General features: G+C 39.5%; 18 protein-coding genes. 16 read left to right on the top strand and 2 right to left on the bottom strand.

Going from position 1 to position 20632, the window contains the following annotated elements; genetic code table 11:
* Positions 1–353: 353 nt before the first annotated feature.
* From IGI87_RS12875 to IGI87_RS12825, 11 genes are all read left to right on the top strand, one after another.
* Positions 354–5213, top strand: coding sequence for a hypothetical protein (locus tag IGI87_RS12875; protein ID WP_438737295.1), 4860 nt, complete (start codon positions 354–356; stop codon positions 5211–5213).
* Positions 5214–5232: 19 nt separating this feature from the next.
* Positions 5233–5622: an LPXTG cell wall anchor domain-containing protein gene (locus IGI87_RS12870; RefSeq protein ID WP_104854393.1), complete on the top strand. Its 390-nt coding sequence runs from the start codon at positions 5233–5235 to the stop codon at positions 5620–5622.
* Complete coding sequence (locus IGI87_RS12865; RefSeq protein ID WP_438737293.1) at positions 5579–6313, top strand: WxL domain-containing protein; 735 nt, start codon at positions 5579–5581, stop codon at positions 6311–6313. Before IGI87_RS12870 ends, IGI87_RS12865 begins: the two co-directional genes overlap by 44 nt.
* A 4-nt stretch (positions 6314–6317) precedes the next feature.
* The gene (locus IGI87_RS12860; protein WP_438737291.1) at positions 6318–7118 is read left to right on the top strand and encodes a WxL domain-containing protein; all 801 of its coding nucleotides are present in this window, start codon (positions 6318–6320) and stop codon (positions 7116–7118) included.
* Complete coding sequence (locus IGI87_RS12855) at positions 7119–7877, top strand: WxL domain-containing protein (RefSeq protein ID WP_002383195.1); 759 nt, start codon at positions 7119–7121, stop codon at positions 7875–7877.
* A 106-nt stretch (positions 7878–7983) separates the two neighbouring features.
* The gene (locus IGI87_RS12850) at positions 7984–9066 is read left to right on the top strand and encodes a DUF916 and DUF3324 domain-containing protein (protein ID WP_164982931.1); all 1083 of its coding nucleotides are present in this window, start codon (positions 7984–7986) and stop codon (positions 9064–9066) included.
* 101 nt (positions 9067–9167) lie between these two features.
* Positions 9168–9653 carry a hypothetical protein gene (locus IGI87_RS12845; protein WP_438737289.1) on the top strand — a complete coding sequence of 162 codons (486 nt, stop codon included), beginning with the start codon at positions 9168–9170 and terminating at the stop codon, positions 9651–9653.
* The gene (locus tag IGI87_RS12840) at positions 9628–11088 is read left to right on the top strand and encodes a helix-turn-helix domain-containing protein (protein ID WP_438737286.1); all 1461 of its coding nucleotides are present in this window, start codon (positions 9628–9630) and stop codon (positions 11086–11088) included. The genes IGI87_RS12845 and IGI87_RS12840 overlap by 26 nt, the downstream gene beginning before the upstream one ends.
* Before the next feature lie 120 nt (positions 11089–11208).
* A complete protein-coding gene (locus IGI87_RS12835; RefSeq protein ID WP_104854398.1) occupies positions 11209–11706 on the top strand; it encodes an RNA polymerase sigma factor in 498 nt (165 codons plus the stop codon).
* A 24-nt stretch (positions 11707–11730) separates the two neighbouring features.
* The gene (locus IGI87_RS12830) at positions 11731–12615 is read left to right on the top strand and encodes an RsiV family protein (protein WP_104858167.1); all 885 of its coding nucleotides are present in this window, start codon (positions 11731–11733) and stop codon (positions 12613–12615) included.
* 129 nt (positions 12616–12744) lie between these two features.
* Positions 12745–13881 (top strand): ArgE/DapE family deacylase, encoded by a 1137-nt coding sequence (locus IGI87_RS12825; protein WP_104854475.1) that lies wholly within the window; start codon positions 12745–12747, stop codon positions 13879–13881.
* 54 nt (positions 13882–13935) lie between these two features.
* On the opposite strand, the gene IGI87_RS12820 is transcribed toward IGI87_RS12825, so the two are convergent.
* Positions 13936–14727, bottom strand: a complete 792-nt coding sequence (locus IGI87_RS12820; RefSeq protein WP_002367471.1) for a hypothetical protein — start codon at positions 14725–14727, stop codon at positions 13936–13938.
* Between the two features lie 163 nt (positions 14728–14890).
* On the opposite strand from IGI87_RS12820, the gene IGI87_RS12815 reads away from it, so the two are divergent.
* The 3 genes from IGI87_RS12815 to IGI87_RS12805 all read left to right on the top strand — a co-directional run bounded on the left by IGI87_RS12815 (position 14891) and on the right by IGI87_RS12805 (position 16476).
* The gene (locus IGI87_RS12815) at positions 14891–15274 is read left to right on the top strand and encodes a YccF domain-containing protein (RefSeq protein ID WP_438737284.1); all 384 of its coding nucleotides are present in this window, start codon (positions 14891–14893) and stop codon (positions 15272–15274) included.
* Between the two features lie 88 nt (positions 15275–15362).
* Complete coding sequence (locus tag IGI87_RS12810) at positions 15363–15788, top strand: Rrf2 family transcriptional regulator (protein ID WP_002383201.1); 426 nt, start codon at positions 15363–15365, stop codon at positions 15786–15788.
* A 58-nt stretch (positions 15789–15846) separates the two neighbouring features.
* Positions 15847–16476 carry an NAD(P)-dependent oxidoreductase gene (locus IGI87_RS12805; protein WP_317095753.1) on the top strand — a complete coding sequence of 210 codons (630 nt, stop codon included), beginning with the start codon at positions 15847–15849 and terminating at the stop codon, positions 16474–16476.
* A gap of 79 nt (positions 16477–16555) precedes the next feature.
* Here IGI87_RS12805 and IGI87_RS12800 read toward each other — a convergent pair whose 3' ends face one another.
* A complete protein-coding gene (locus IGI87_RS12800) occupies positions 16556–17761 on the bottom strand; it encodes a sunset domain-containing protein (RefSeq protein WP_438737282.1) in 1206 nt (401 codons plus the stop codon).
* Positions 17762–17951: 190 nt separating this feature from the next.
* On the opposite strand from IGI87_RS12800, the gene IGI87_RS12795 reads away from it, so the two are divergent.
* On the top strand, positions 17952–19196 hold the full coding sequence (locus IGI87_RS12795) for a competence/damage-inducible protein A (RefSeq protein ID WP_104854403.1): 1245 nt from the start codon (positions 17952–17954) through the stop codon (positions 19194–19196).
* Positions 19197–19309: 113 nt separating this feature from the next.
* A complete protein-coding gene (gene recA, locus IGI87_RS12790) occupies positions 19310–20356 on the top strand; it encodes a recombinase RecA (RefSeq protein WP_104854404.1) in 1047 nt (348 codons plus the stop codon).
* The last annotated feature ends 276 nt before the right edge of the window (positions 20357–20632 follow it).

Raw genomic sequence — 20632 nt, 5'->3', positions numbered from 1 at the left:
AAATATTTCTAAGGCCGCTGTTTATTTGTTTTGTCATTTTTTTAGCAGAAAAACAATTATAAATTAAACAAAAATGTTTATTTAATGATGTTTACATGAGAAAAAATCCGTGCTATACTACGAACTCGTTTGTTAATTTTAATGTTAAAAAACAGCATTTTTGTTATTTTTGTGAATAAATTAACATTTTATCTTGCGAAAAACAGCAAGAAATTCGTTTAGTTAACAAAAAGAAAATTAAAAAATAAATTTTTTTTTTGAAATTAAGAAAATATCTTTAAAAAAATCAGAAGAAAACTTCGTATACTTGAGCCATAGGTTGGTTGTGGAAAGTTTACTTCGAGGGAGGAGTGATGAAGTTAATGAAAAAGAAAATCGCTGTTTTATTGGCAACTTGTTTACTTGTACAACCATTTTTATCTGTTTCGGCGTGGGCGATTGAAGGGGAGCAACAAACGGAACGTACGCAGACACAGCCAAAAACAGCAGAAAGCAGTACAAGTGAAGCAACAAAAGAAAGCAGCACACATTCTATAGAACAACCATCAATGACGGCATCTAGTGCTATCACAGAAAAAGTAACCACCTCTTCCACAGAAACAAAACCAAGCGAAGAGCAGAAGCAAATCACGTTGACCTTTGAAACAACGGATCAAGCATTGTTTTTAAATGATGCCAAAAGTTATCAAGTGGTAAAAGAAAAAAATCAGCCACTTCGGGCAGAAGAACTACCAAAGTGGGCGAATCGTGAGGAAAACTCCACTTTCGTTGGTTGGTCTTACCAAGGGAAAACATATACAAACGAAGAACTTCTTCAACTAGAGTTTTCAGAAGATACACAACTTACGGCTGTCTTTAAACAGAAATTGACTCGTATGGCCCGAGCCGTCTCAGTTGATCAATCAATTGCGGACACAATTGCCACTGCGGATAAAACAAAAGTGATTGTTGTGCCAAGTCCAGTAGGAGACGGAGCAGCGTACAGAGAATATGCATCGACAGAGGCTGGCTTGAAAGAAGCCTTGTTTGATTTATATCAACAGGGGAACAACGACGATTTCACTCTTTATATAGGAACCAATATCACGACGAGTGCGGCGACCACCGCTAAAGTGATTCCTGACACCGTTACGGCAAGTAATATGACTTTTTACGCCTTGCAAGGCAAGGTCAATCATTTAGTGATTACTGGAAATAGTGCGGATCCGATTAGTATGGATCAAACAGCACCAACTGGTTCTAAGACTTTAGGGTTTAATCAAAATATCTTTTTTGGCTCAAACATCACTTTGAGAAATCTAAGCTATACAGGTACGAATATGTATTTAAATGGTTACAGTTTGAACTTGAATGGCGGTTCTAGTGGAAACGGTCTGACCGTATACGGTGGAACGGATACAGGAGATGTTTCAGGAAACCCAACTTTAACAGTAAATAGTACAGGTACAGGGACATGGAATTTCTATGGTGGAAACCAAAATGGTGGTAATTTAGCTGGAAATCCTACGATTGTTATTAACAATACACGGAGCGGACTAAATACATTAAGTGGGGGCGCCAATATTGGGACAGTGACTGGGAATACTTCATTGGTGGTCAATGATTCTGGTGGCAGAATTGCTTCAATTTATGGGGGCGGTTATGGGACCAACGCGACTAACACAGCGAATGTTACTGGTAACGTCTCAACAAAGGTTGCAATTACGAATGCTGCTACAGGTTTCCAACTAAGTACGTATTATGGCGGTGTTCAATACGGAAATATTGGTGGAAAAGTAACAAACGATATTTCAGGATATGGCCGTTGGTACACAGCTGGTCAACGTTTTATTGGTGGCTCTTCCCGTGGCGATATAGGAACGAATCGTGCGACTGATGGAATTACTACAAATTTAAATACACAGTTATATAGTGCGGGTCGTGCAGATTTTGAAGGAGGCAACCAATATTCTGGAACGATTATCGGAGATATTACGAATGTAGTTACAGCAGGAACGAATACCGCTGGTGGTATTAATGATTTTAACGGCGGTGCTGGTAACAATGTTTCGAAATTTAACAAGAGTCAAATTGGAGCCTCAAATGAAGCAACGTATGATGCTTATACACCACAACAAAGAGCAGAATTAGCCAAATCAGCAGCAGCTTTTAAAGTTTTCGGAAATATTTCTTCTAAATTAGTCAGCGGTTCGTTTAATAATGGTGCAATTTACTCAACTGCAGCTGGCCGCGGCGGTTATATCGAAGGAAACACAACAATTGAAGTGGGAACAGCGAATAGTGACGGGTCTTTAGGTGGCGATGGTATGGCTTACTCAGGTGCAAAACCGACAAGCTTAGATTATTCAACGACCAATAAAAGTCGTGGGTATAGTTCAGGTTGGGATATTGTTGGTGGCGGCGGCTATCCTGCTAGTAATGATACTTGGGATATCTATATAAAAGGAGATACTAAAACTGTTTTAAATAATACCATTGCTCGCTGGACATATGGTGGCTCTTTTTCAGGTGTCGTTGAAGGCAACACTTCTAACACATTGAATGGCGGGATTGCTGATACATTAGAAGGAACAGGCTATCAAGCAGCTCGAGTTTATGGAAACGGTCAAACAATCGTTAATAATGGTCAAGTCGATTGGTTTCTTTCAGGCGGTGGCTGGAATGATGCCAAAAACGTTGGGAATGTCGGCGTAACAGTTTATGAAGGAGTAATTAATGCTTCGATGGGTGCTTCTTATGGAGCAAGCGGTGGCCATACAATTACTGGTAATTCAGATAACCGCATCTACGGAGGGGATTTCTCAGGAACTCCTCGGACAGGCGCAAACGGCTTTTCAGGTGGGATTACCAATGCTGGTTCACTTCTTGGAAATGCTAGCCTCTTAATTGATTTAAGAAACTACAACGGAGAGTTTAAGTTGCCTGGTAATACCTACATTACTGGTGGTCGGCCCTATGGTCAAAATACGACATTAGGAACGGATGAGTCAAATACAATTACTTTAAATATTTTCACTAAAACAGGTGTGGAATCTCTAAATGGGGCCAGCATTTACGGTGATGGTGGAACCAATGCTGCGTATACCAAGAACGGTAAGATTACAATGGATATTCAAGCAACAGGTTCTAGTATTGGAAATTTATATGCGACGCAGTATTCCAATATCAGTGGCGGAAAAATCTTACGTGATGTTACTGCAAATGTTCAAGGAGCAGTTAGTATTAATGGTTTATCCGGTGGCTCATCAACAGATAATTTTACTAATGCAATTGTGAATGCTAGTTCAAACAAAGTGGTCTTTAACTTTGGGGCCAACGTTGATGGCACCAATAATTATCAAACAGAACCACTAAATGCGACAGGCTTAGGCGTTGTCAACTTTACGGAATTAAATGTCACCAATGGCATTAAATTAATGGCTAATGGTGGGAACATCAAAAATGGCGTTTCTGCTACTGCCGCGAATCATAGTACGACTTACAATGAATTCGGTTCAATTCATCTATCTAAAAATGCTGGAATTGGGATTACCAACACGGCCAATTTAATTTCAGCTAGCAAACTAACGGTTCAGGATCATGCAACATTAGAAACAATTCCTGGTATAGGTAAGGTAAACATTGCGGATTTTGAAGCTGTCGATCCAACAAAAGATGAACTTTTATGGATTAAACCAACGACAGATACAACTGCTTTGGTGGATAGCACAGGGACTTGGTTTGGAAATGTCAAAGCCTATCAGGTCTTAACGATTAATCCAACGGTCAATAATGCCACAAAACTTACGCCAACAACGTTCCGTGGGATTGAAAAAGCGACTGGAAAAACATTTATTGGCGATAACGATGTGACCAAGGGCGCCAATGGCTATGGGATAGCAATTCCTGGCTCTATCATCGATTATGAAGTGGAAACGCCTGGAATTGTGGCAGGTGCAGGAACTATTTCTCATGATGTAAAAGAGGTCAAAGCCGGCAATGCGCCGTTAACCTTACAAGCGTGGGGCACCGAAGTAGCTGGACAAAAAGTTCAAAAAGGGCGTTTGATGATTCCGACCTCAAGTACTTTAACACCAACCCTAAGCTTCCTTCCTGACGAAGTAACAGGTTCTTGGTTGCACCAAGGAACGGTTAAGTCTAGTGAAGTTGGGAGCGCGATAGAACAAATTCCAGAGCAGAAAGATACTACCCCGCTTTCATGGAAAGCGACGAATACGAACTACAGTTATCAGGTGAAAGTTCAATTTTCAAATAAAGTGGAACTTTCAGGGCAATCGGTGATTGTCACAGAGGACGAAGCAGCGCAACTAACGACTGTCGATAAAGTAATAGAAATGCTTGGCGCAAAAGGTCGGCCGTTTTTCAAGACTTCATTAAAAGAGACGGATTTACCACAAATTCAAGCGCCGTTAGCAGAAAAAAACCTATCGCGGACACATGATATTCAATTAGAAGCAGGGACGTCAGGGGAAAATTTGCAAAACAAAACGGTTCATTTAGTCGTTGTGAAAAATGAAAGTGTGCTTGCCAAAGATCGTTCGTTTGCCTTGTATGCGACAAGTGCGCATTTGAAGTTAAAAGAAGCAAATGGCTTAACGAATTCAGATGAGTTGGCACAATGGACACAAGCAACGGTGATTTTCGCAGATGGTCGGGCCAATCAAACACCAAGTCTTGATGCCGCAACCTTCCAAGCTATTCAGCAAGCGAAACCAGAAGAATTAGCCAAAACGGTGCCAGCCAATTATCAATTTACAGAAGCTGGTGAAACGTTAAGTAAAAAAGTCAATGTGTCTATTTCAGGTGAATTAACGTTAGAAAAAGTACCTAAAACAATTGATTTTGGCAAACAAAAAATTTCTGCCAAGCCAGAAGTTTACTGGCCAACTCTTTCAGATGATTTAGTCGTTCAAGACACACGCGGGACAGAAAGTACGCCTTGGAAACTGAATGTTCAGGTAACGAATCCCTTAACGAACGGCACAGATCAATTGGAAGATTTGTCATTGGTTACAGACAAAGGAGAATTTTTACTCAATAAAGGAGATACGGTTGTTACAGAAAATGAAGGCTCCGGTTCAGGTAGTTATACAATTAACCAAGGTTGGGGTGCGGCAAACCAACGCGGACTTAAACTATCTGTGCCAGTCGAGAAACAAAAAGTTGGCGAATTCAAAGGGACATTGTCATGGTCATTAGTCATGGCACCATAACAAGGAGGAGAGAAGTGAGATGAAAAAATACCTTTTGCTTAGTTGTTTTTTAGGTCTTTTCAGCTTCTGTCATTCAGACACTGCGTTTGGGGAAGCAGCTTATGAAAATAGTGGTGTTGTCTCCTTTTATGGAACGTATGAATATCCCACAGAAGAGTCGACAACAGCGACAAGTAATTCTTCTACAACGACCGAACCCACCAAGCCAACTGACGGAGGTACTTCATCCGTCCATTCTTCTGGCGTGTATGGGTCGCGACAAGGAAGATTACCGGCGACAGGTACCACCAATCAAGGACCATTTATTTATTTAGGAATCAGCCTTATTACTATAGGCATATTATTTATTAAAAGGAGAAGAGAAGATGAAAAAAACAGTATTAGCAGTAGTAGGGATTGTGGGATTTAGCGGTGTCCTAGCGACACAACAAGCATTTGCGGAAGATATTAATGTGAACTATACAAGTAATGGAGCCATTACATTTGAACCAGATACAGATCCAACGAAGCCAGTGAACCCAACTAATCCAGATGAAAAAGTTGAACCAGAAGATCCAACTGACCCAACTGGACCAAAACCAGGGACTGCAGGCCCCTTATCAATTGACTATGCTTCAAGCTTTCAATTTGGCGCCCAAAAAATCACTTCCGATACGAAAGATTATTACGCACAAATTCAAACATTTAAAGATGGGACAACAGGTCCGAACTATGTTCAGGTAACGGATAAACGTGGGACACAAGAAGGCTGGACATTAAGCGCTGTACAAAATGCGCAATTCAAAACAGCACAAAATGAAGAATTAGTTGGGGCCGCTTTATCGATTGCCAATGCAAGTGTGACATCGATTGTTGATGCCGCATACGCACCAACACCAACAGCAGCACATACCTTTGTTCCTGGAACAGAAGTAGAATTAGTCAAAGCAGAAGAGGGCAAAGGAATGGGAACTTGGGTCTATCGTTTCGGGCAAGATGCGACAGAAGGTGCTACTGCCGTGAAATTAAATGTCCCAGGTAAAGCGATTAAATTAGCAAAAGAATATCGTACGACATTAACGTGGACATTGAAATCTGTGCCAACGAATGTTGGAGGCTAAGTAAATGAAAAAAACAGTCGTCTACTCCTTGTTATTCGGAACAATGTTGCTTGGCGCCACTGTTCCTGCTGAAGCGGCGACGGTCGTTTTTGATAGCGAACAGTCGATTGTTTTTACCCCAAGCACAGATGGGACGGATCCAGTGAATCCAGAAAATCCCGATCCAGAAAAACCAGTTCGACCAGTCGATCCAACGAATCCTGATGGACCTAATCCAGGTACCCCTGGGCCACTTTCCATCGATTATGCCTCAAGTTTGGATTTTGGGAGTAATGAGATATCAAATAAAGATCAAACGTATTTTGCCAGAGCGCAAACCTATAAAAATCCAGATGGTTCAGCAAGTGAATTGGCAACAGCTAATTATGTACAAGTAAGTGATTTACGGGGAACCAATGCTGGCTGGGTTTTAAAAGTGAAACAAAATGGTCAATTTCGTAATGCAGAAACATTACACAAAGAATTAACAGGCGCCACCGTCTCCTTTACTGAGCCCAGTGTTCGCTCAAATGCGACGGACGTATTGCCGCCAACTGCTACCGCAAACATTCAATTAGATGCTGCGGGCGCAGAATCTGTTGTCATGCAAGCCCCAGAAAAGACAGGCGCCGGAACGTGGATCACACTGTGGGGGCAAGCAGAAAAAGTGACCGAAAAAAATCAACAAGGACAGCAAGTAAATGCCACAATCACACGGGCAATCTCACTAACTGTTCCCGGGAAAACCCCTAAGGATGCAGTACAATATAAAACAACATTGACTTGGCTACTTTCAGATGTACCAGTAAATAATGGAGGGAAATAAATGAAAAAGACAAAAGTAATGACATTGATGGCAACCACAACTTTAGGCGCATTGGCACTTGTACCAATGAGTGCATTAGCGGTCGACGGTGGTGAATACCAAACAAACGGAGCGATTCAATTTGCACCAAATACGAACCCAACGAATCCAGTTGATCCGACGAATCCAGACCCAGATAAACCAATTACGCCAGTTGATCCAACTGATCCAACAGGGCCTAAGCCAGGGACAGCAGGTCCGTTATCCATTGACTATGCATCTAGTTTATCTTTTGGGGAACAAACGATTACCTCAAAAAATATGACCTACTATGCAGAAACACAAAAATATAAAGATAACGCTGGTGCCGATCAAGAAGGCCCAAACTTTGTTCAAGTCTCAGATAATCGTGGAACTGAAACAGGTTGGACGTTAAAAGTAAAGCAAAATGGTCAATTCAAAACCGAAGCCAACCAAGAACTAACAGCGGCCAAAGTAACTTTAAGCAACGGACGCGTTGTTTCAGCTTCACAATCGGCAAAACCAACGACAGCGCCAGCTACGATTGAATTAAACCCAACTGGTGCTGAATCCGTGGTCATGGCTGCTGGCGATAAAGAAGGTGCGGGTACGTACTTAATGAGCTGGGGCGATAGCGTAGATGCCGCTAAAACAAGTATTTCATTAGAAGTACCTGGTTCAACCACAAAATATGCGAAAAAATACACGACAACATTTACTTGGACTTTGACAGATACACCTGCTAACACAGGAAACTAAGAACGACATCATACACGCAAGATCGGGATATAAGTCAAAATTTTTTTGGCTTATCTTTCGGTCTTTTGGTGCTTATAATACAACAAAGAATGAAAGACATAGGAGAATGAATATGAACAGATGGAAAGTATATGCAACGGTGATTGCTTGTATGTTATTTGGCTGGATTGGCGTGGAGGCGCACGCTTCTGAATTTAATTTTGCGGTCACACCAACAATTCCCGAAAATCAAGTGGATAAATCAAAAACCTACTTTGACTTAAAAATGGCGCCAGGCGCTAAACAAACCGTAGAAATTCAGTTACGCAATGATACAGATGAAGACATTACCATTGAAAACACGGTGAACTCAGCGACAACGAATTTAAATGGCGTAGTAGAATATGGCCAAAACGGGATCAAACCCGACAAAACATTACGTTTTAACTTAAAAGATTATGTGGAAGCACCGAAAGAAATCATCTTGCCGAAGCATTCCCAAAAGACTTTACCTTTAACTATCACGATGCCCAAAGATTCTTTTGATGGCGTGATGGCTGGCGGCATAACACTCAAAGAGAAAAAGAAAGAAACAACGACTTCTGCGGACCAATCAAAAGGGTTAGCTATTAATAATGAATACTCCTATGTTGTGGCCATTATTCTTCAACAAAATGAGACAAAGGTTCAACCAGATTTAAAATTACTGGGGGTTAAACCAGGTCAAGTCAACGCTCGCAATGTCATCAATGTTTCTTTACAAAACCCACAAGCAGCCTATTTAAACCAATTACATTTAATCAACACTGTTTCAAAAGGAGGCGAAACGCTTTACCAATCCGATACTGAGGATATGCAAGTGGCGCCAAACTCTAACTTTAGTTATCCAATTTCTTTAAAAGGAGAACGATTAACACCAGGGAAATATGTCTTGAAATCAACGGCCTATGCTGTAAAAGATGACAAGGGCACCTATCAAGTCAAAGGTGCCAATGGTGAAGAGCGGTATCTGTACAAATGGGAATTCACAAAAGAATTTACCATCTCTGGTGACGTAGCTAAAGAATTAAATGAAAAAGACGTAACCATTAAAGGAACCAATTGGTGGTTGTATCTGCTGATTGCATTAATCATTCTAGCTCTGCTATTATTAATTTTCTTCTTGTATCGTAAAAAGAAAAAAGAGGAAGAACAACAATCTGAGCAATAAAAAGGGCTATCTATTGACAAAAGAGGGGTTCCTTGTAAAAGTAAAGGTACTTTTACAAGGAATTGCTTCCTGTAAAGTAGAGATAGAGAGAGTGAGAAGCCATGAGAAAAAAGTATCTTTTTTTATTTAGTTCTTTGCTAATTTTTACGGCTGTCGAAATAGAACCAATTCAAACATTGGCGACACCTATTTATAATCCCTTAGAACCAACGGAAGAAATTCAACCAAAACCAGAATCAATCACCCCTCAGGAAAAGTCAGAACAGGAACAACTTGCGCCAACCCCACCGGAAGATCAAAAAAATACGGTTCCTTCTGAAGAAAAAAAGCCTTCACCCAAGAAAAAAGACAAACCTGTGGAGAAACCGGCAATGTCAAAAGAAAAAAAGAAACAAACAAAAGAAACAACGGCTCATCCCCTACAAGTGAATAAAGATTTTGTCTTTCCTAATGGACTTGGTGCAGGCGGCGATGAAGAATCTGAAAGCTATTTAGCAGCGGTTGGGTACTTTCTTTCAGGAAATGGATTATACGGGAAAAAAATGGATGTGAGAGAAGTCTATGATATTGATGATGTTTTTAAATAAAGTGGATAAAAGAAAAATCGCCTTATTTCAGTTACTGGAAAATGCGCCGATGTTAACAGAGTCAAAAGAAACCGTAATGCAGGAGTTAGAATTATCTGAATTTATCGTGAACAAAACGGTCGCTGAATTAAATGCCGATTTTATTGAATTTGGTTTATCAGAGGATTTTCAAATTGTGAGCGATGGTATTTTCTTAACTCTTAATGAATCAGGAACGGAAACTTCCGCTACTTTGATTGATTGCTATATTAAAGAGTCGTTACGTTTTGCTATGTTTCAAGATTTCTTTTTTCAGCGTTTTGATTCTGTAAATGAGTTTGCTTTAGAACACTTTGTTAGTCACACATTGGCTTATAAGGAGTTCAAGGAATTAAAGAAAATGCTGGAAAATTATCAAATTACAATTAATAAAGAATTTCACTTGGTGGGAAATGAAACCAATTTACGCGAAGTAACAACACTGGTTTTTTTACAATTATACCAACGTGATTTTTCATTGTACGGTAAAAAAGTTTTAGAGCAGATTCGGAACTTTGAGCTATTTTTTTCTGAGAAGGTACATCTTAATCAGCGTGCGGGCTATGCACAAGCTAAATGTTTTCATTTTTTGGCGGTTTCTTTAGTACGAACGCAGCAACAGTTTTATGTAGAGAAAAAAGTAGATTCGCAAGTGTTAAAACAATTAGCCGGTGACAATCAGCAGAATGTTTTCAACTGGTTAGAGAGTCTTCAAATCCCAGAACCACAACGAACAAACGAAGGCAATTATTTACTCGTATTTTTAATTGCTGAAGAGTGGCTGCAAGTAGCTTCAGCAGCACTTTGCCAAAGATTTGCAGAAATTCAACAATTGAATCGTGACTTGTTAAGTTATTTAAAAATACAATTTCAGCTTTCCGAGGAAGTCCTGCAAGGCTTTGAACAAAAAGTAACAATCGTTCATTTTAAACTGTTACATTTTCCAATAGAAGCAAACTATAGTTATCGCAAAATGGATGTAACCTACTTTGCAGAAACGTATACAGAGTATTTTTCTGCTAGTCGACAATTTATTCAAGAACAAAAAACGAAGCCCCTTGTTTGGGATGCCAGACAGTTTTTATTTTATCGGTATCTGTTGTTAATGGTGGATGCGTTACCATTGAAAAAAGTTTTGGCTCCGATTACACTGTGTGTCGATTTTTCCTTTGGTGAAGCCTACAACCGTATGATACAAAAAAATATTGAAAAAATTACAGAATGGAATATCATTTTTAAATCACATGTAGATGAAAGTGTACAATTAATTTTATCGGATATTCATTTTGTCGATTGGCCTGAGATAACCCAAATCATTTGGCTAGCGCCACCACGTCCTGTTGATTGGTCGCATTTTATTAAAACGCTGAGCGCACTAAGACCGCACTCGGGAGAAGAGAAAAAGAAATCATCGTAGGCTAGACGGTGATTTCTTTTTCTTTTAGAATATAAAAATTAAAAATAATAAAAATGTTGAAACTTTTTATGCTTGTGATTCGTCTATATAAGTGTACAGGAAAGGAGGTTCCAGAAATCGATGGTTTTTGATGGTTGGAAAAGAAAAAAACAAATTCGCGCATTAGAAATGCTTATAGATACCAAATATGAAAAAATGTATCGCATCGCCTTTAGCTATACGCATTCAAAAGAGGATGCCTTAGATGTGATTCAAGAAAGTTTTGAAAAGGCACTGAAGGCCATCCAAAAAGGACCAGATATTAAGGAGTTTGATGCATGGTTCTTTCGAATTCTGATTTCTGTAGCGACAGATTATTGGCGCAAAAAGAAACGAGAAGCTGTTCATATTGAAAAAGGTGAACACGTTTTAGACTTATTGAATAATCCACAACGCAGTTTTTTAGAGATTGAAGAAATTATTAATCAATTAGATAGTCCCAATCGTGAAATTATTCTGTTGAAATTTTTTGAAGGCTTTACGTTAAAAGAAATCGCATTGATTCTGGATATTAACGAAAACACGATTAAAACGAAGATGTATCGAAGTTTGAATGAACTCCGAAGTCTGCTGAATTAGTAAAAGAAAGGAAGCGAAAAAATAATGGAAGATTTTGTAAAAAGTGTTGTTAAAAACTTTTCAAAAGAATACCGCCAACAACCGTTACCAACTGACTTGCAAACGGAAGTTAAAGCACGTTTTTATAAAGAGAAGAAGCGTTATACCTGGCTTCGTTTTAGAAACCGCACACTGCAAAGTAGTCTAGTGGTGGCCTGCGGCTTTGTTTTATCAGTCAATTTGTTTCCAGGTTTTAGTGAAGCGGCCCGCAACATTCCTGTGTTAGATAAAATTGTTCAATTAGTGACCTTCAAAACGTTGACAGCGAAAAAGCAGGAAAGTGAAGTGAAAATCGATGTTCCTAAAATCCAAACATCCCAAGAATCTTCAGTAGCCGACATGCTTAACAAAAAATACTTGAAAGAAGCGCAAACAGAATTCCAACAAGTCAAAGGACAATTGTTTGATGGCTCTCGTGTTTCAGTCACCGGAGATTATGAAAAAGTCGTGGACGACCGTCGCTTCCTAGTAGTCAAACGAACTTTTACAGAAATTAAAGGCAGCTCTGCGACAACAACGAAATATGACACCATTGACAAACGAGCCAATGTTGTCGTCTCACTACCCCTAATTTTTAAAAATGATTTTTACATTGATGTCATTAGTAGTGAAATTAAACAACAAATCGCAGACCAAATGAAGAACGATAGCAATAAAATATACTGGTCCGAAAAAGAGGATGCCCGCAGCGATGTTCAACCCTTCAAAAAAATTAAAAAGGACCAACCTTTCTATATCAATGAAAAACACCAATTAGTGATTGTGTTCCCTCAAGGAGAGATTGCGCCTTATTATATGGGTACCCCCGAATTTGTGATTCCTAATCAAGTCATTGAGAATGAATTGGCAGCGCCTAATTATTTTAAATAAACTTAGCAAAAAACACGCGATATTTCTTAAAACTGTCGCGTGTTTTTTGCTGGTCTAACCAAGTCAGTTGCTGTTTTACTAAGAGAGGCGTACACTAGAATTAAGCATAATAAGAAAGGGCGAATGGCAATGGAAAAATCAGAAAAAATTAGTATTTTACAAGATGTTGTGAAAATTAACTCTGTAAACGGAAACGAAGAAGAAGTGGCAATCTATTTACAAAATCTTTTGAAAAAATATGAGATCCCTTCTGAACTCGTTTCTTATGCACCAAATCGTAGTAGTTTGGTTGCTTACTTAGGTGAAAACCGAGAAAAAGTCTTAGGGTTTAGTGGTCACATGGACGTGGTTTCTGAGGGAGACGAAAGTCAATGGACTTTCCCACCATTTGCGGCCCACATTGAAGGAAATAAATTGTATGGACGTGGTGCAACGGACATGAAAAGCGGCTTAGTCGCAATGGTTTTAGCAATGATTGAATTAAAAGAAAAGAAAGTCCCATTAAATGGAGCGGTTAAATTTTTAGGTACAGTTGGCGAAGAAGTTGGTGAGCTAGGTGCTGGCCAATTAACTGAAAAAGGCTATGCTGACGATTTAAGTGCCTTAGTGATTGGAGAACCAACTAATTATAACTTGATGTACGCGCACATGGGTTCAATTAACTATTCTGTTGTTTCACACGGAAAAGAAGCCCACAGTTCCATGCCAGAAGAAGGCATTAATGCGATTAATAATTTGAACGAATTTATTACAGAAGCGAACCAACAAATGGCGGAAGTCACAACAAACTATGAAAATCCTGAATTGGGTCGAACGATTCACAATGTAACCGTCATTAAAGGTGGCACACAAGTGAACAGTATTCCAGGTCAAGCAGCCTTGCAAGGGAATATCCGTTCAATTCCAGAATTCAGCAACGACCAAGTCATTGCATTGTTACAAAAAATTGTCGATGAATTGAACAAAAAAGAAAAACATCAGTTAGAATTAACGATTGATTACAATAAAATTCCTGTAAAAGCTGAGAAAGATTCTGCGTTAATTCAAGCCATTCAAGCTCAATTTGATCAACCGTTGCCATTGATAACAGCAGCAGGAACAACAGATTTAGCGGAATTCACTAAATCAAAAAATAAATTTGATTGCGTTGTCTTTGGTCCAGGCGTTCCAACTTTGCCACACCAAGTCGACGAATATGTCGAAATTGATAATTACTTAGATATGATTGATAAGTATCAAGCGATAGCAAAAAGTTATTTAAATTAAAAAAATGTCGCGCCTGAATCATAAAAAATCAGGCGTGACATTTTTTTATAAGGGTTATTCCACCACAGTCCATTCATTTAAGGTTTTGCCGTTCTCATCAACTAGTTCTAACCAGCTGTTTGTCCCAGCAAAATAGAGAAACAAGCCGACTTCATTAACGCTTTTTAAGACGATATCTTCCGTTGTGACAAAGTCTTTAAATTGGCCCTTGCGTTCATCACGAAGTTTTTCACCAAATCTGGCGGAGAAACCGACAGACCCGTCTTTATTTAAAGGGGCTTCTGGCATCATTGTCGCGCCAGCTTTAATAAGCATTTCATTGCGCTTTTGCCAAAAAACTGTTGCTTTGCTTTGTCGAGTATCAATATAAAAAGGAATTTGGCTGACTTCTTTTGTCCATTTGTGGCGTGCTTTGGCTGGTCTGGCTTTCTTCGGCGCCGGTTTTTTAAACAGAGAGTAGCCAAACCGTTCCAAGATAAAGGTGACTGTTTCTTTATAGTTAGTCACTGTCGCTACCGCACTTTTCGGAATTTTGACTGTCGTTGGGGTCGCTTCCAATGTTAAACCACTTTCTTTCGCATCATCCAGGAAAGCTTGCGCTAAGTAGGCAAGTTCTGTGTCCCAAGTCGGTTTCAATAAAATCGAGTGATCAAATGAAACTTCTTTATATGTAGCTTTTTCTTCAGCAAGTCCTAAAGCAACTAGTTGGTTATCTCTTAGCAAGAAAAGAATCGCTGCCTCTTTTTTCGGTAATTTAGTTGTTTGTTCAATGATTAAGTGGGCCTGATCGGCTAAATCAATGAGTGTCTTTGTTTTTTTTAGATCAACGGTTAAATGTAAGTCCATGAAGTCTGCTCCTTTATTGTTAGTTTCTTCATTGTATCATGAAACAAAGTCTTCGTCTTTTAACGAGTCAGCAACCTTACAATATTGTTTGAAACAAAAAGAAGCTTTCATGGTATACTTACTCACATACATAATTTTTAATGAGGAAAGTAGAGGAATAAGAATGAAAACACTTGGCAATATTTTATGGTTCATCTTTGGCGGCTTTTTTGGTGGCTTATCTTGGCTATTCGCAGGCGCGATATGGTGCATTACAATTATTGGGATTCCGATTGGTTTACAATGTTTTAAATTAGCGGGGTTGAGTTTTTGGCCGTTTAAAAAGCGAGTTGTGTATAGCGATAGCGGCGTATCTTTGGTGGTAAACATTATTTGGCTGATTATCAGTGGACTACCATTAGCAATTGGACACTGTATTAGTGGTTTGTTGCTTTGTCTGACAATCATCGGCATTCCGTTTGGGCAACAATCCTTTAAATTGGCAAAACTAGCGTTAATGCCGTTTGGGGCACGTGTTGTTTCAACAACTGATTTTTATTTTGAATAGTCAGAGGTTTCTCATTGACAAATAAAACGAAACAGCGTATTCTGTAAATGTAACAAATAACGTTACATTTAGTTTGGAGTGATTAGACATGGCCATGTCAACGAAATTAAGTGTTGCGATTCATATTTTAAGTTTGATTGAAACAGGTCCTCAAGAACAAGTGACTTCTGAATACATTGCTTCGAGCGTGAATACGAATCCAGTCGTTGTTCGACGACTAATGAGCCAGTTAAAAAAAGCCGGCTTGATTCATTCCATGCGTGGAGCCAATAAAAATACCTTATTAAAGAAACCAGAAGAAATCTCACTGTATGAAATTTATACAGCGGTTGAATTGGAACGAGAGATTTTCAATATTCATCAAAATCCTAATCCAAACTGTTCCGTTGGGGCAAATATCCAATCGGTACTAGAAACTGAATTTACTAAAGTGCAACAAAAAATGGAAGAAGAATTGAAAAGCATCACCTTAGCAGATGTGATTCATGAAATAGAAGTTAAGAGAGATAAGTAATCTCTCTACTTTTAAAGTATTAAATGTAACTATTTTAGTTCTATTTTAAAATGAAAGGATGATTTACATGAAAGTAGCAGTATTAGGAGCAACCGGAAAAGAAGGACAATTACTTTTAGCAGAAGCGAAACGTCGCGGGATGGACGTGACAGCCATCGTTCGTAATGCCTCAAAAATAACAGATGGCACACCGACCATTGAAAAAGATGTTTATCAATTAACAAAAGAAGATATTCAAGCGTTTGATGTATTAATTAGCGCTTTAGGATTCCCTGATGTGCAAGATTTCCCTAAATCTACCCAACATTTGATTGAGATTTTAACCAACCAAAAAACGCGTTTGTTTGTCGTTGGAGGCGCTGGAACCTTGTATGTGGACCCAGAACATACAACTCAATTAAAAGATACACCATCATTCCCAGCAGAAATTCAGCCATTAGCTTCAGCGATGGGAGAAGCTTTAAACTTATTGAAAGAAGCTCAAGACATCCACTGGACCTATATTAGTCCCGCAGCCATGTTTGATGCTGAAGGTCCTGCGACAGGCCATTATGAAGTCGCTGGCGAAGAATTAACAACCAATAGTCAAGGTGACAGCTACATTAGTTACGCAGACTACGCCGTTGCCATGTTAGATGAAGTGGAAAGTAATGCACACCCAAATCAACGAATCAGTGTGTATCAATAAAAGAAACAAGAAAAATGGGGCATCCGTTGTTTTAACGGATGCCCCATTTTTCTTGTTTGATTAATTATTGCTAATGTATTTACTGTTTGGGTGCTCGGTATCCTGCTGCTTCTGCTTCTTCAACAGTAGAGAACCAAGCTACTGGATTCGTAGTTCTATTATAATATCTACTTCCAGGCACATGATAAATTCCATTACGTGACCCTTTAATTAAAGCGTTACCGCTTGGTGCTTCTGCAGCAGCCGTCTCGACTGCCGCCGGCGCCTGTGCGGCTTGTTGCGCCTCTGCTTCAGCTTGCGCTTTTGCTGCCGCTTCGGCTTGTTCTTTTTGCGCTTTTTCAGCGGCTAGTTTCTGAGCTTCTGCTTCTTTCCGTTGTTTTTCTTTGTGGGCATCTAATTGAGTTTTAACAACGGCTACCCGTTTTGTTAACGATTGGTTTGGGGAATTTAAAGCGTCAATTTGTTTGATCGCTTCATTATAGTAAGCTTCATTAGTTGGTTCTTGTTCAGCTTTTTCAACAGCGGCTGTCGCACTGGCGACTAATTGTTCATTTTTTTCTTTTTCAGCGATAGCGGTTTGAACAGTCGTTAAACGTTGTTGAAAACCTTCTTTGCCAACTGGCGCAGCAGCTACTAGTTTTTCAGCTGCTTGATAATCGCTTTTGTTTTTGGATTTTTCTGCGGTTGTAACTGCTTTATCAACAGGTACTGCCTCTTTGATTTTTTCAAGGCGATTATTGTATTCCTCGTATTCTTGACTTAATGAAGAAACTAAGGTTGCGGCTTCATCATAGTTTTTCTGAGAAGGTTGCTTTTCAGCGTAAGCTAAGGCTTTTTCTGTTTTGGCCAATTCTTGCTCAGAATCTGTGATGCTCGCAATAAATTCTTTTGATGGTGTGACTTCGACTGATTTTTCAACTTTGGTATCTTTCTTCTCAGCAACAAAGGTAATTTTTTGCGTTTTTTCATCTGACAGTTTTACTTTGTAAGAGAATGTCTTGTCTTTCGTCTTTACTTCCTTACCATCGGCCGTTAATTTGCTGTTGCCATCATATTCTCCTTTGATGATGGCTGAGCCATTGGCATCGGTTTCAACACTCTCTGCATCAAGTGAAAGCGTTGGGGAAGAATCTGTCGTGGCAACTCCACCAATAAATAGAGCGGCACTTGCTAATGCGGCATAGCCATATTGTTTTTTCGGTTGTTTCTTAATTAATGCTTTGATAGTCAGTCCCCCGCTGACAAGTAAACCTAATAGACCCAAAAGTACTAATACTACACTCATTCATTTCTCTCCTTTCGATATAACATTATTATACAATGGATTGTGAGAAAATGAACATTTTTTTCGTAATAATTAATAAATTTCCTGATAAAAAAATTATTTCCTGAAGCTCAAATTCTTTTGTAAAAATTTTGTTGTGATAAAATGAAAGTGAGTTTAACTACGTATGTTATTAGAGAAGGGGAAATCAATGAAAGCAGAAATCATTGCAGTCGGAACAGAGTTATTACTGGGACAAGTAGTGAATACCAACGCCACTTTTTTATCAGAAGAGTTAGCTGCATTAGGTATCGATGTTTACTATCAGACCGTTGTTGGCGATAACGGCGGCCGCTTAGAAACGTTATTAACAGAAGCAGAACAAAGAAGTGATTTAATTGTCCTTTGTGGAGGATTAGGACCTACAGAAGATGATTTAACCAAGCAAGTGGTCGCACAACATCTCCATAAATCATTAATAGAAGATCAAGAAGGATTGAATCGCTTACACCAATTTTTCCAACAGTCTAAGCGACCAATGACGGAAAATAATCTGCGACAAGTGTTGGCCATTGAAGGTGGGCAAGTTCTTCAAAACCCGACAGGATTAGCTGTTGGTTCTTTCGTGACAGAAGGCACAACGAGCTATTTGCTCTTACCAGGGCCGCCCAATGAATTAATTCCGATGTTCCAACAAGCGGCACGACCTTTATTGATTGGTGCGTTTCCGCAAGAAGAACAATTGATTTCGAGAGTCTTGCGCTTTTATGGCATTGGTGAATCCCAACTGGTGACCGAGATTCAAGAGTTAATTGCGCACCAAACGAACCCAACCATTGCGCCTTATGCTAAGCCTCACGAAGTGACGCTTCGTTTAACGGTTAAAACCAAAGACTTAGTAGCTGGCGAGGAATTATTAACAGCAACGGAAGAAAAGATTTTAGCTAAAGTGGGGGGCTATTTTTATGGTTATGGTGATGACAATAATTTAGCCAAGGTAACAGTGGATTTGTTATTACAAAACGGCCAAACCGTCACGGCCGCTGAAAGCCTCACCGCTGGCCTATTCCAAAGTACACTGGGGGAAATTGCGGGTGCTTCGAAGATCTTTAAAGGAGGCTTTGTGACTTATTCGCAAGAAACAAAAGAGAACTTTTTAGGAATTTCTCATGAACTTTTAGAAGAACATGGCACGGTAAGTGAAGCATGTGCCAAAGAAATGGCAGAGAAAGCACGTCAGTTAGCTAAATCTAATTATGGCGTATCATTTACTGGGGTCGCTGGTGACCCAATTGAAGGTCAACCGACAGGCACTGTTTGGATTGGGCTGGCGGAAGAAGGCCAACCAACCGTTGCCGAATGTTTCCATTTTAACCGTGACCGAAATTCTATTAGACAGAGTGCTATGATGCGAGGATTAGATCTTTTGCGGCGCCGAATCATTAATAAAAAATAAATATGCGAATGTTTGTTCGGTTTTTTCTTGCTTTTTTGATACAAAAGAGATATGATAGACCTACTAACAGGAAATGAAAAATAAGTTTATATAAATTAAAGGAGGATTATCCATTGGCAGATGATCGTAAAGTGGCTTTAGATGCCGCACTGAAAAAAATTGAAAAGAACTTTGGGAAAGGCTCTATTATGAAATTAGGCGAAAAAGCTGATCAAAAAATTTCAACTATCCCTAGTGGTTCTTTAGCGTTAGATGTTGCATTGGGCGTAGGTGGGTATCCACGTGGCCGAATTATTGAAGTATATGGTCCTGAAAGTTCTGGTAAAACAACTGTTTCTTTACACGCAATTGCAGAAGTGCAACGAAATGGTGGAACAGCCGCTTTTATCGATGCTGAGCATGCATTGGATCCTCAATATGCGGAGAAACTAGGCGTTAACATTGATGAATTACTTTTATCTCAACCAGATACGGGTGAGCAAGGCTTAGAGATTGCCGATGCCTTAGTTTCAAGTGGTGCGATTGACATCGTTGTCATCGACTCGGTTGCTGCGTTAGTTCCTCGTGCAGAGATTGATGGTGAGATGGGGGCGAGTCATGTCGGCTTACAAGCTCGACTAATGTCTCAAGCACTACGTAAATTATCAGGCTCAATTAATAAGACAAAAACAATTGCTATTTTCATTAACCAAATTCGTGAAAAAGTTGGCGTGATGTTCGGAAATCCTGAAACAACTCCTGGCGGACGTGCATTGAAATTCTACGCAACGGTTCGTTTAGAAGTCCGTCGTGCAGAACAGTTAAAACAAGGGACAGACATCGTTGGTAACCGCACAAAAATTAAAGTCGTTAAAAATAAAGTGGCGCCACCATTTAAAGTGGCAGAAGTTGATATCATGTATGGCCAAGGGATTTCCCAAGAAGGCGAATTACTAGATATGGCTGTGGAAAAAGACCTTATCAGCAAAAGTGGTGCTTGGTATGGCTACAAAGAAGAACGAATTGGCCAAGGGCGTGAAAATGCCAAACAATACATGGCGGATCATCCTGAAATGATGGCAGAAGTGTCTAAATTGGTTCGTGATGCATATGGCATCGGTGATGGTTCTACCATTACAGAAGAAGCAGAAGCTCAAGAAGAACTACCCTTAGATGAATAAATAACGAGTGAATACGACTCGTTAAGAAAAAAGACAACACTTACTGAACAGGACAGGTGTTGTCTTTTTTGATTTAGAACTAAATTGTTAAGTAGGCTGTTGTCTATGTCCGAACCCATCCACATCAAGCGGCTTAGTCAAACAGCAGACTATGCGGCGTTTGTTCTAAAATTTAAACAATTCGTGACGGCAGAAACCTAAAAATGTGACGTTGTCTAATATTTGCTGCCCTTTCCAAAAGAAAGGGCTTTTTTAAGTTGACACCTTTCGCGACAA

The sequence above is a fragment of the Enterococcus sp. DIV1444a genome (genome assembly GCF_051712125.1).
Classification (GTDB): Bacteria; Bacillota; Bacilli; order Lactobacillales; family Enterococcaceae; genus Enterococcus; species Enterococcus faecalis.
This window is presented reverse-complemented; position numbering and strand designations above follow the sequence as displayed.

Coding starts and splice junctions, on each gene's coding strand:
- IGI87_RS12805 (WP_317095753.1), top strand. CDS start 15,847: ATGATTTACATGAAAGTAGCAGTATTAGGAGCAACCGGAAAAGAAGGA.
- IGI87_RS12855 (WP_002383195.1), top strand. CDS start 7,119: ATGAAAAAGACAAAAGTAATGACATTGATGGCAACCACAACTTTAGGC.
- IGI87_RS12860 (WP_438737291.1), top strand. CDS start 6,318: ATGAAAAAAACAGTCGTCTACTCCTTGTTATTCGGAACAATGTTGCTT.
- IGI87_RS12825 (WP_104854475.1), top strand. CDS start 12,745: ATGGAAAAATCAGAAAAAATTAGTATTTTACAAGATGTTGTGAAAATT.
- IGI87_RS12820 (WP_002367471.1), bottom strand. CDS start 14,727: ATGGACTTACATTTAACCGTTGATCTAAAAAAAACAAAGACACTCATT.
- IGI87_RS12840 (WP_438737286.1), top strand. CDS start 9,628: ATGATATTGATGATGTTTTTAAATAAAGTGGATAAAAGAAAAATCGCC.
- IGI87_RS12800 (WP_438737282.1), bottom strand. CDS start 17,761: ATGAGTGTAGTATTAGTACTTTTGGGTCTATTAGGTTTACTTGTCAGC.
- IGI87_RS12850 (WP_164982931.1), top strand. CDS start 7,984: ATGAATATGAACAGATGGAAAGTATATGCAACGGTGATTGCTTGTATG.
- IGI87_RS12815 (WP_438737284.1), top strand. CDS start 14,891: ATGAAAACACTTGGCAATATTTTATGGTTCATCTTTGGCGGCTTTTTT.
- IGI87_RS12835 (WP_104854398.1), top strand. CDS start 11,209: ATGGTTTTTGATGGTTGGAAAAGAAAAAAACAAATTCGCGCATTAGAA.
- IGI87_RS12865 (WP_438737293.1), top strand. CDS start 5,579: ATGAAAAAAACAGTATTAGCAGTAGTAGGGATTGTGGGATTTAGCGGT.
- IGI87_RS12870 (WP_104854393.1), top strand. CDS start 5,233: ATGAAAAAATACCTTTTGCTTAGTTGTTTTTTAGGTCTTTTCAGCTTC.
- IGI87_RS12795 (WP_104854403.1), top strand. CDS start 17,952: ATGAAAGCAGAAATCATTGCAGTCGGAACAGAGTTATTACTGGGACAA.
- IGI87_RS12810 (WP_002383201.1), top strand. CDS start 15,363: ATGGCCATGTCAACGAAATTAAGTGTTGCGATTCATATTTTAAGTTTG.
- IGI87_RS12830 (WP_104858167.1), top strand. CDS start 11,731: ATGGAAGATTTTGTAAAAAGTGTTGTTAAAAACTTTTCAAAAGAATAC.
- IGI87_RS12845 (WP_438737289.1), top strand. CDS start 9,168: ATGAGAAAAAAGTATCTTTTTTTATTTAGTTCTTTGCTAATTTTTACG.
- IGI87_RS12875 (WP_438737295.1), top strand. CDS start 354: ATGAAGTTAATGAAAAAGAAAATCGCTGTTTTATTGGCAACTTGTTTA.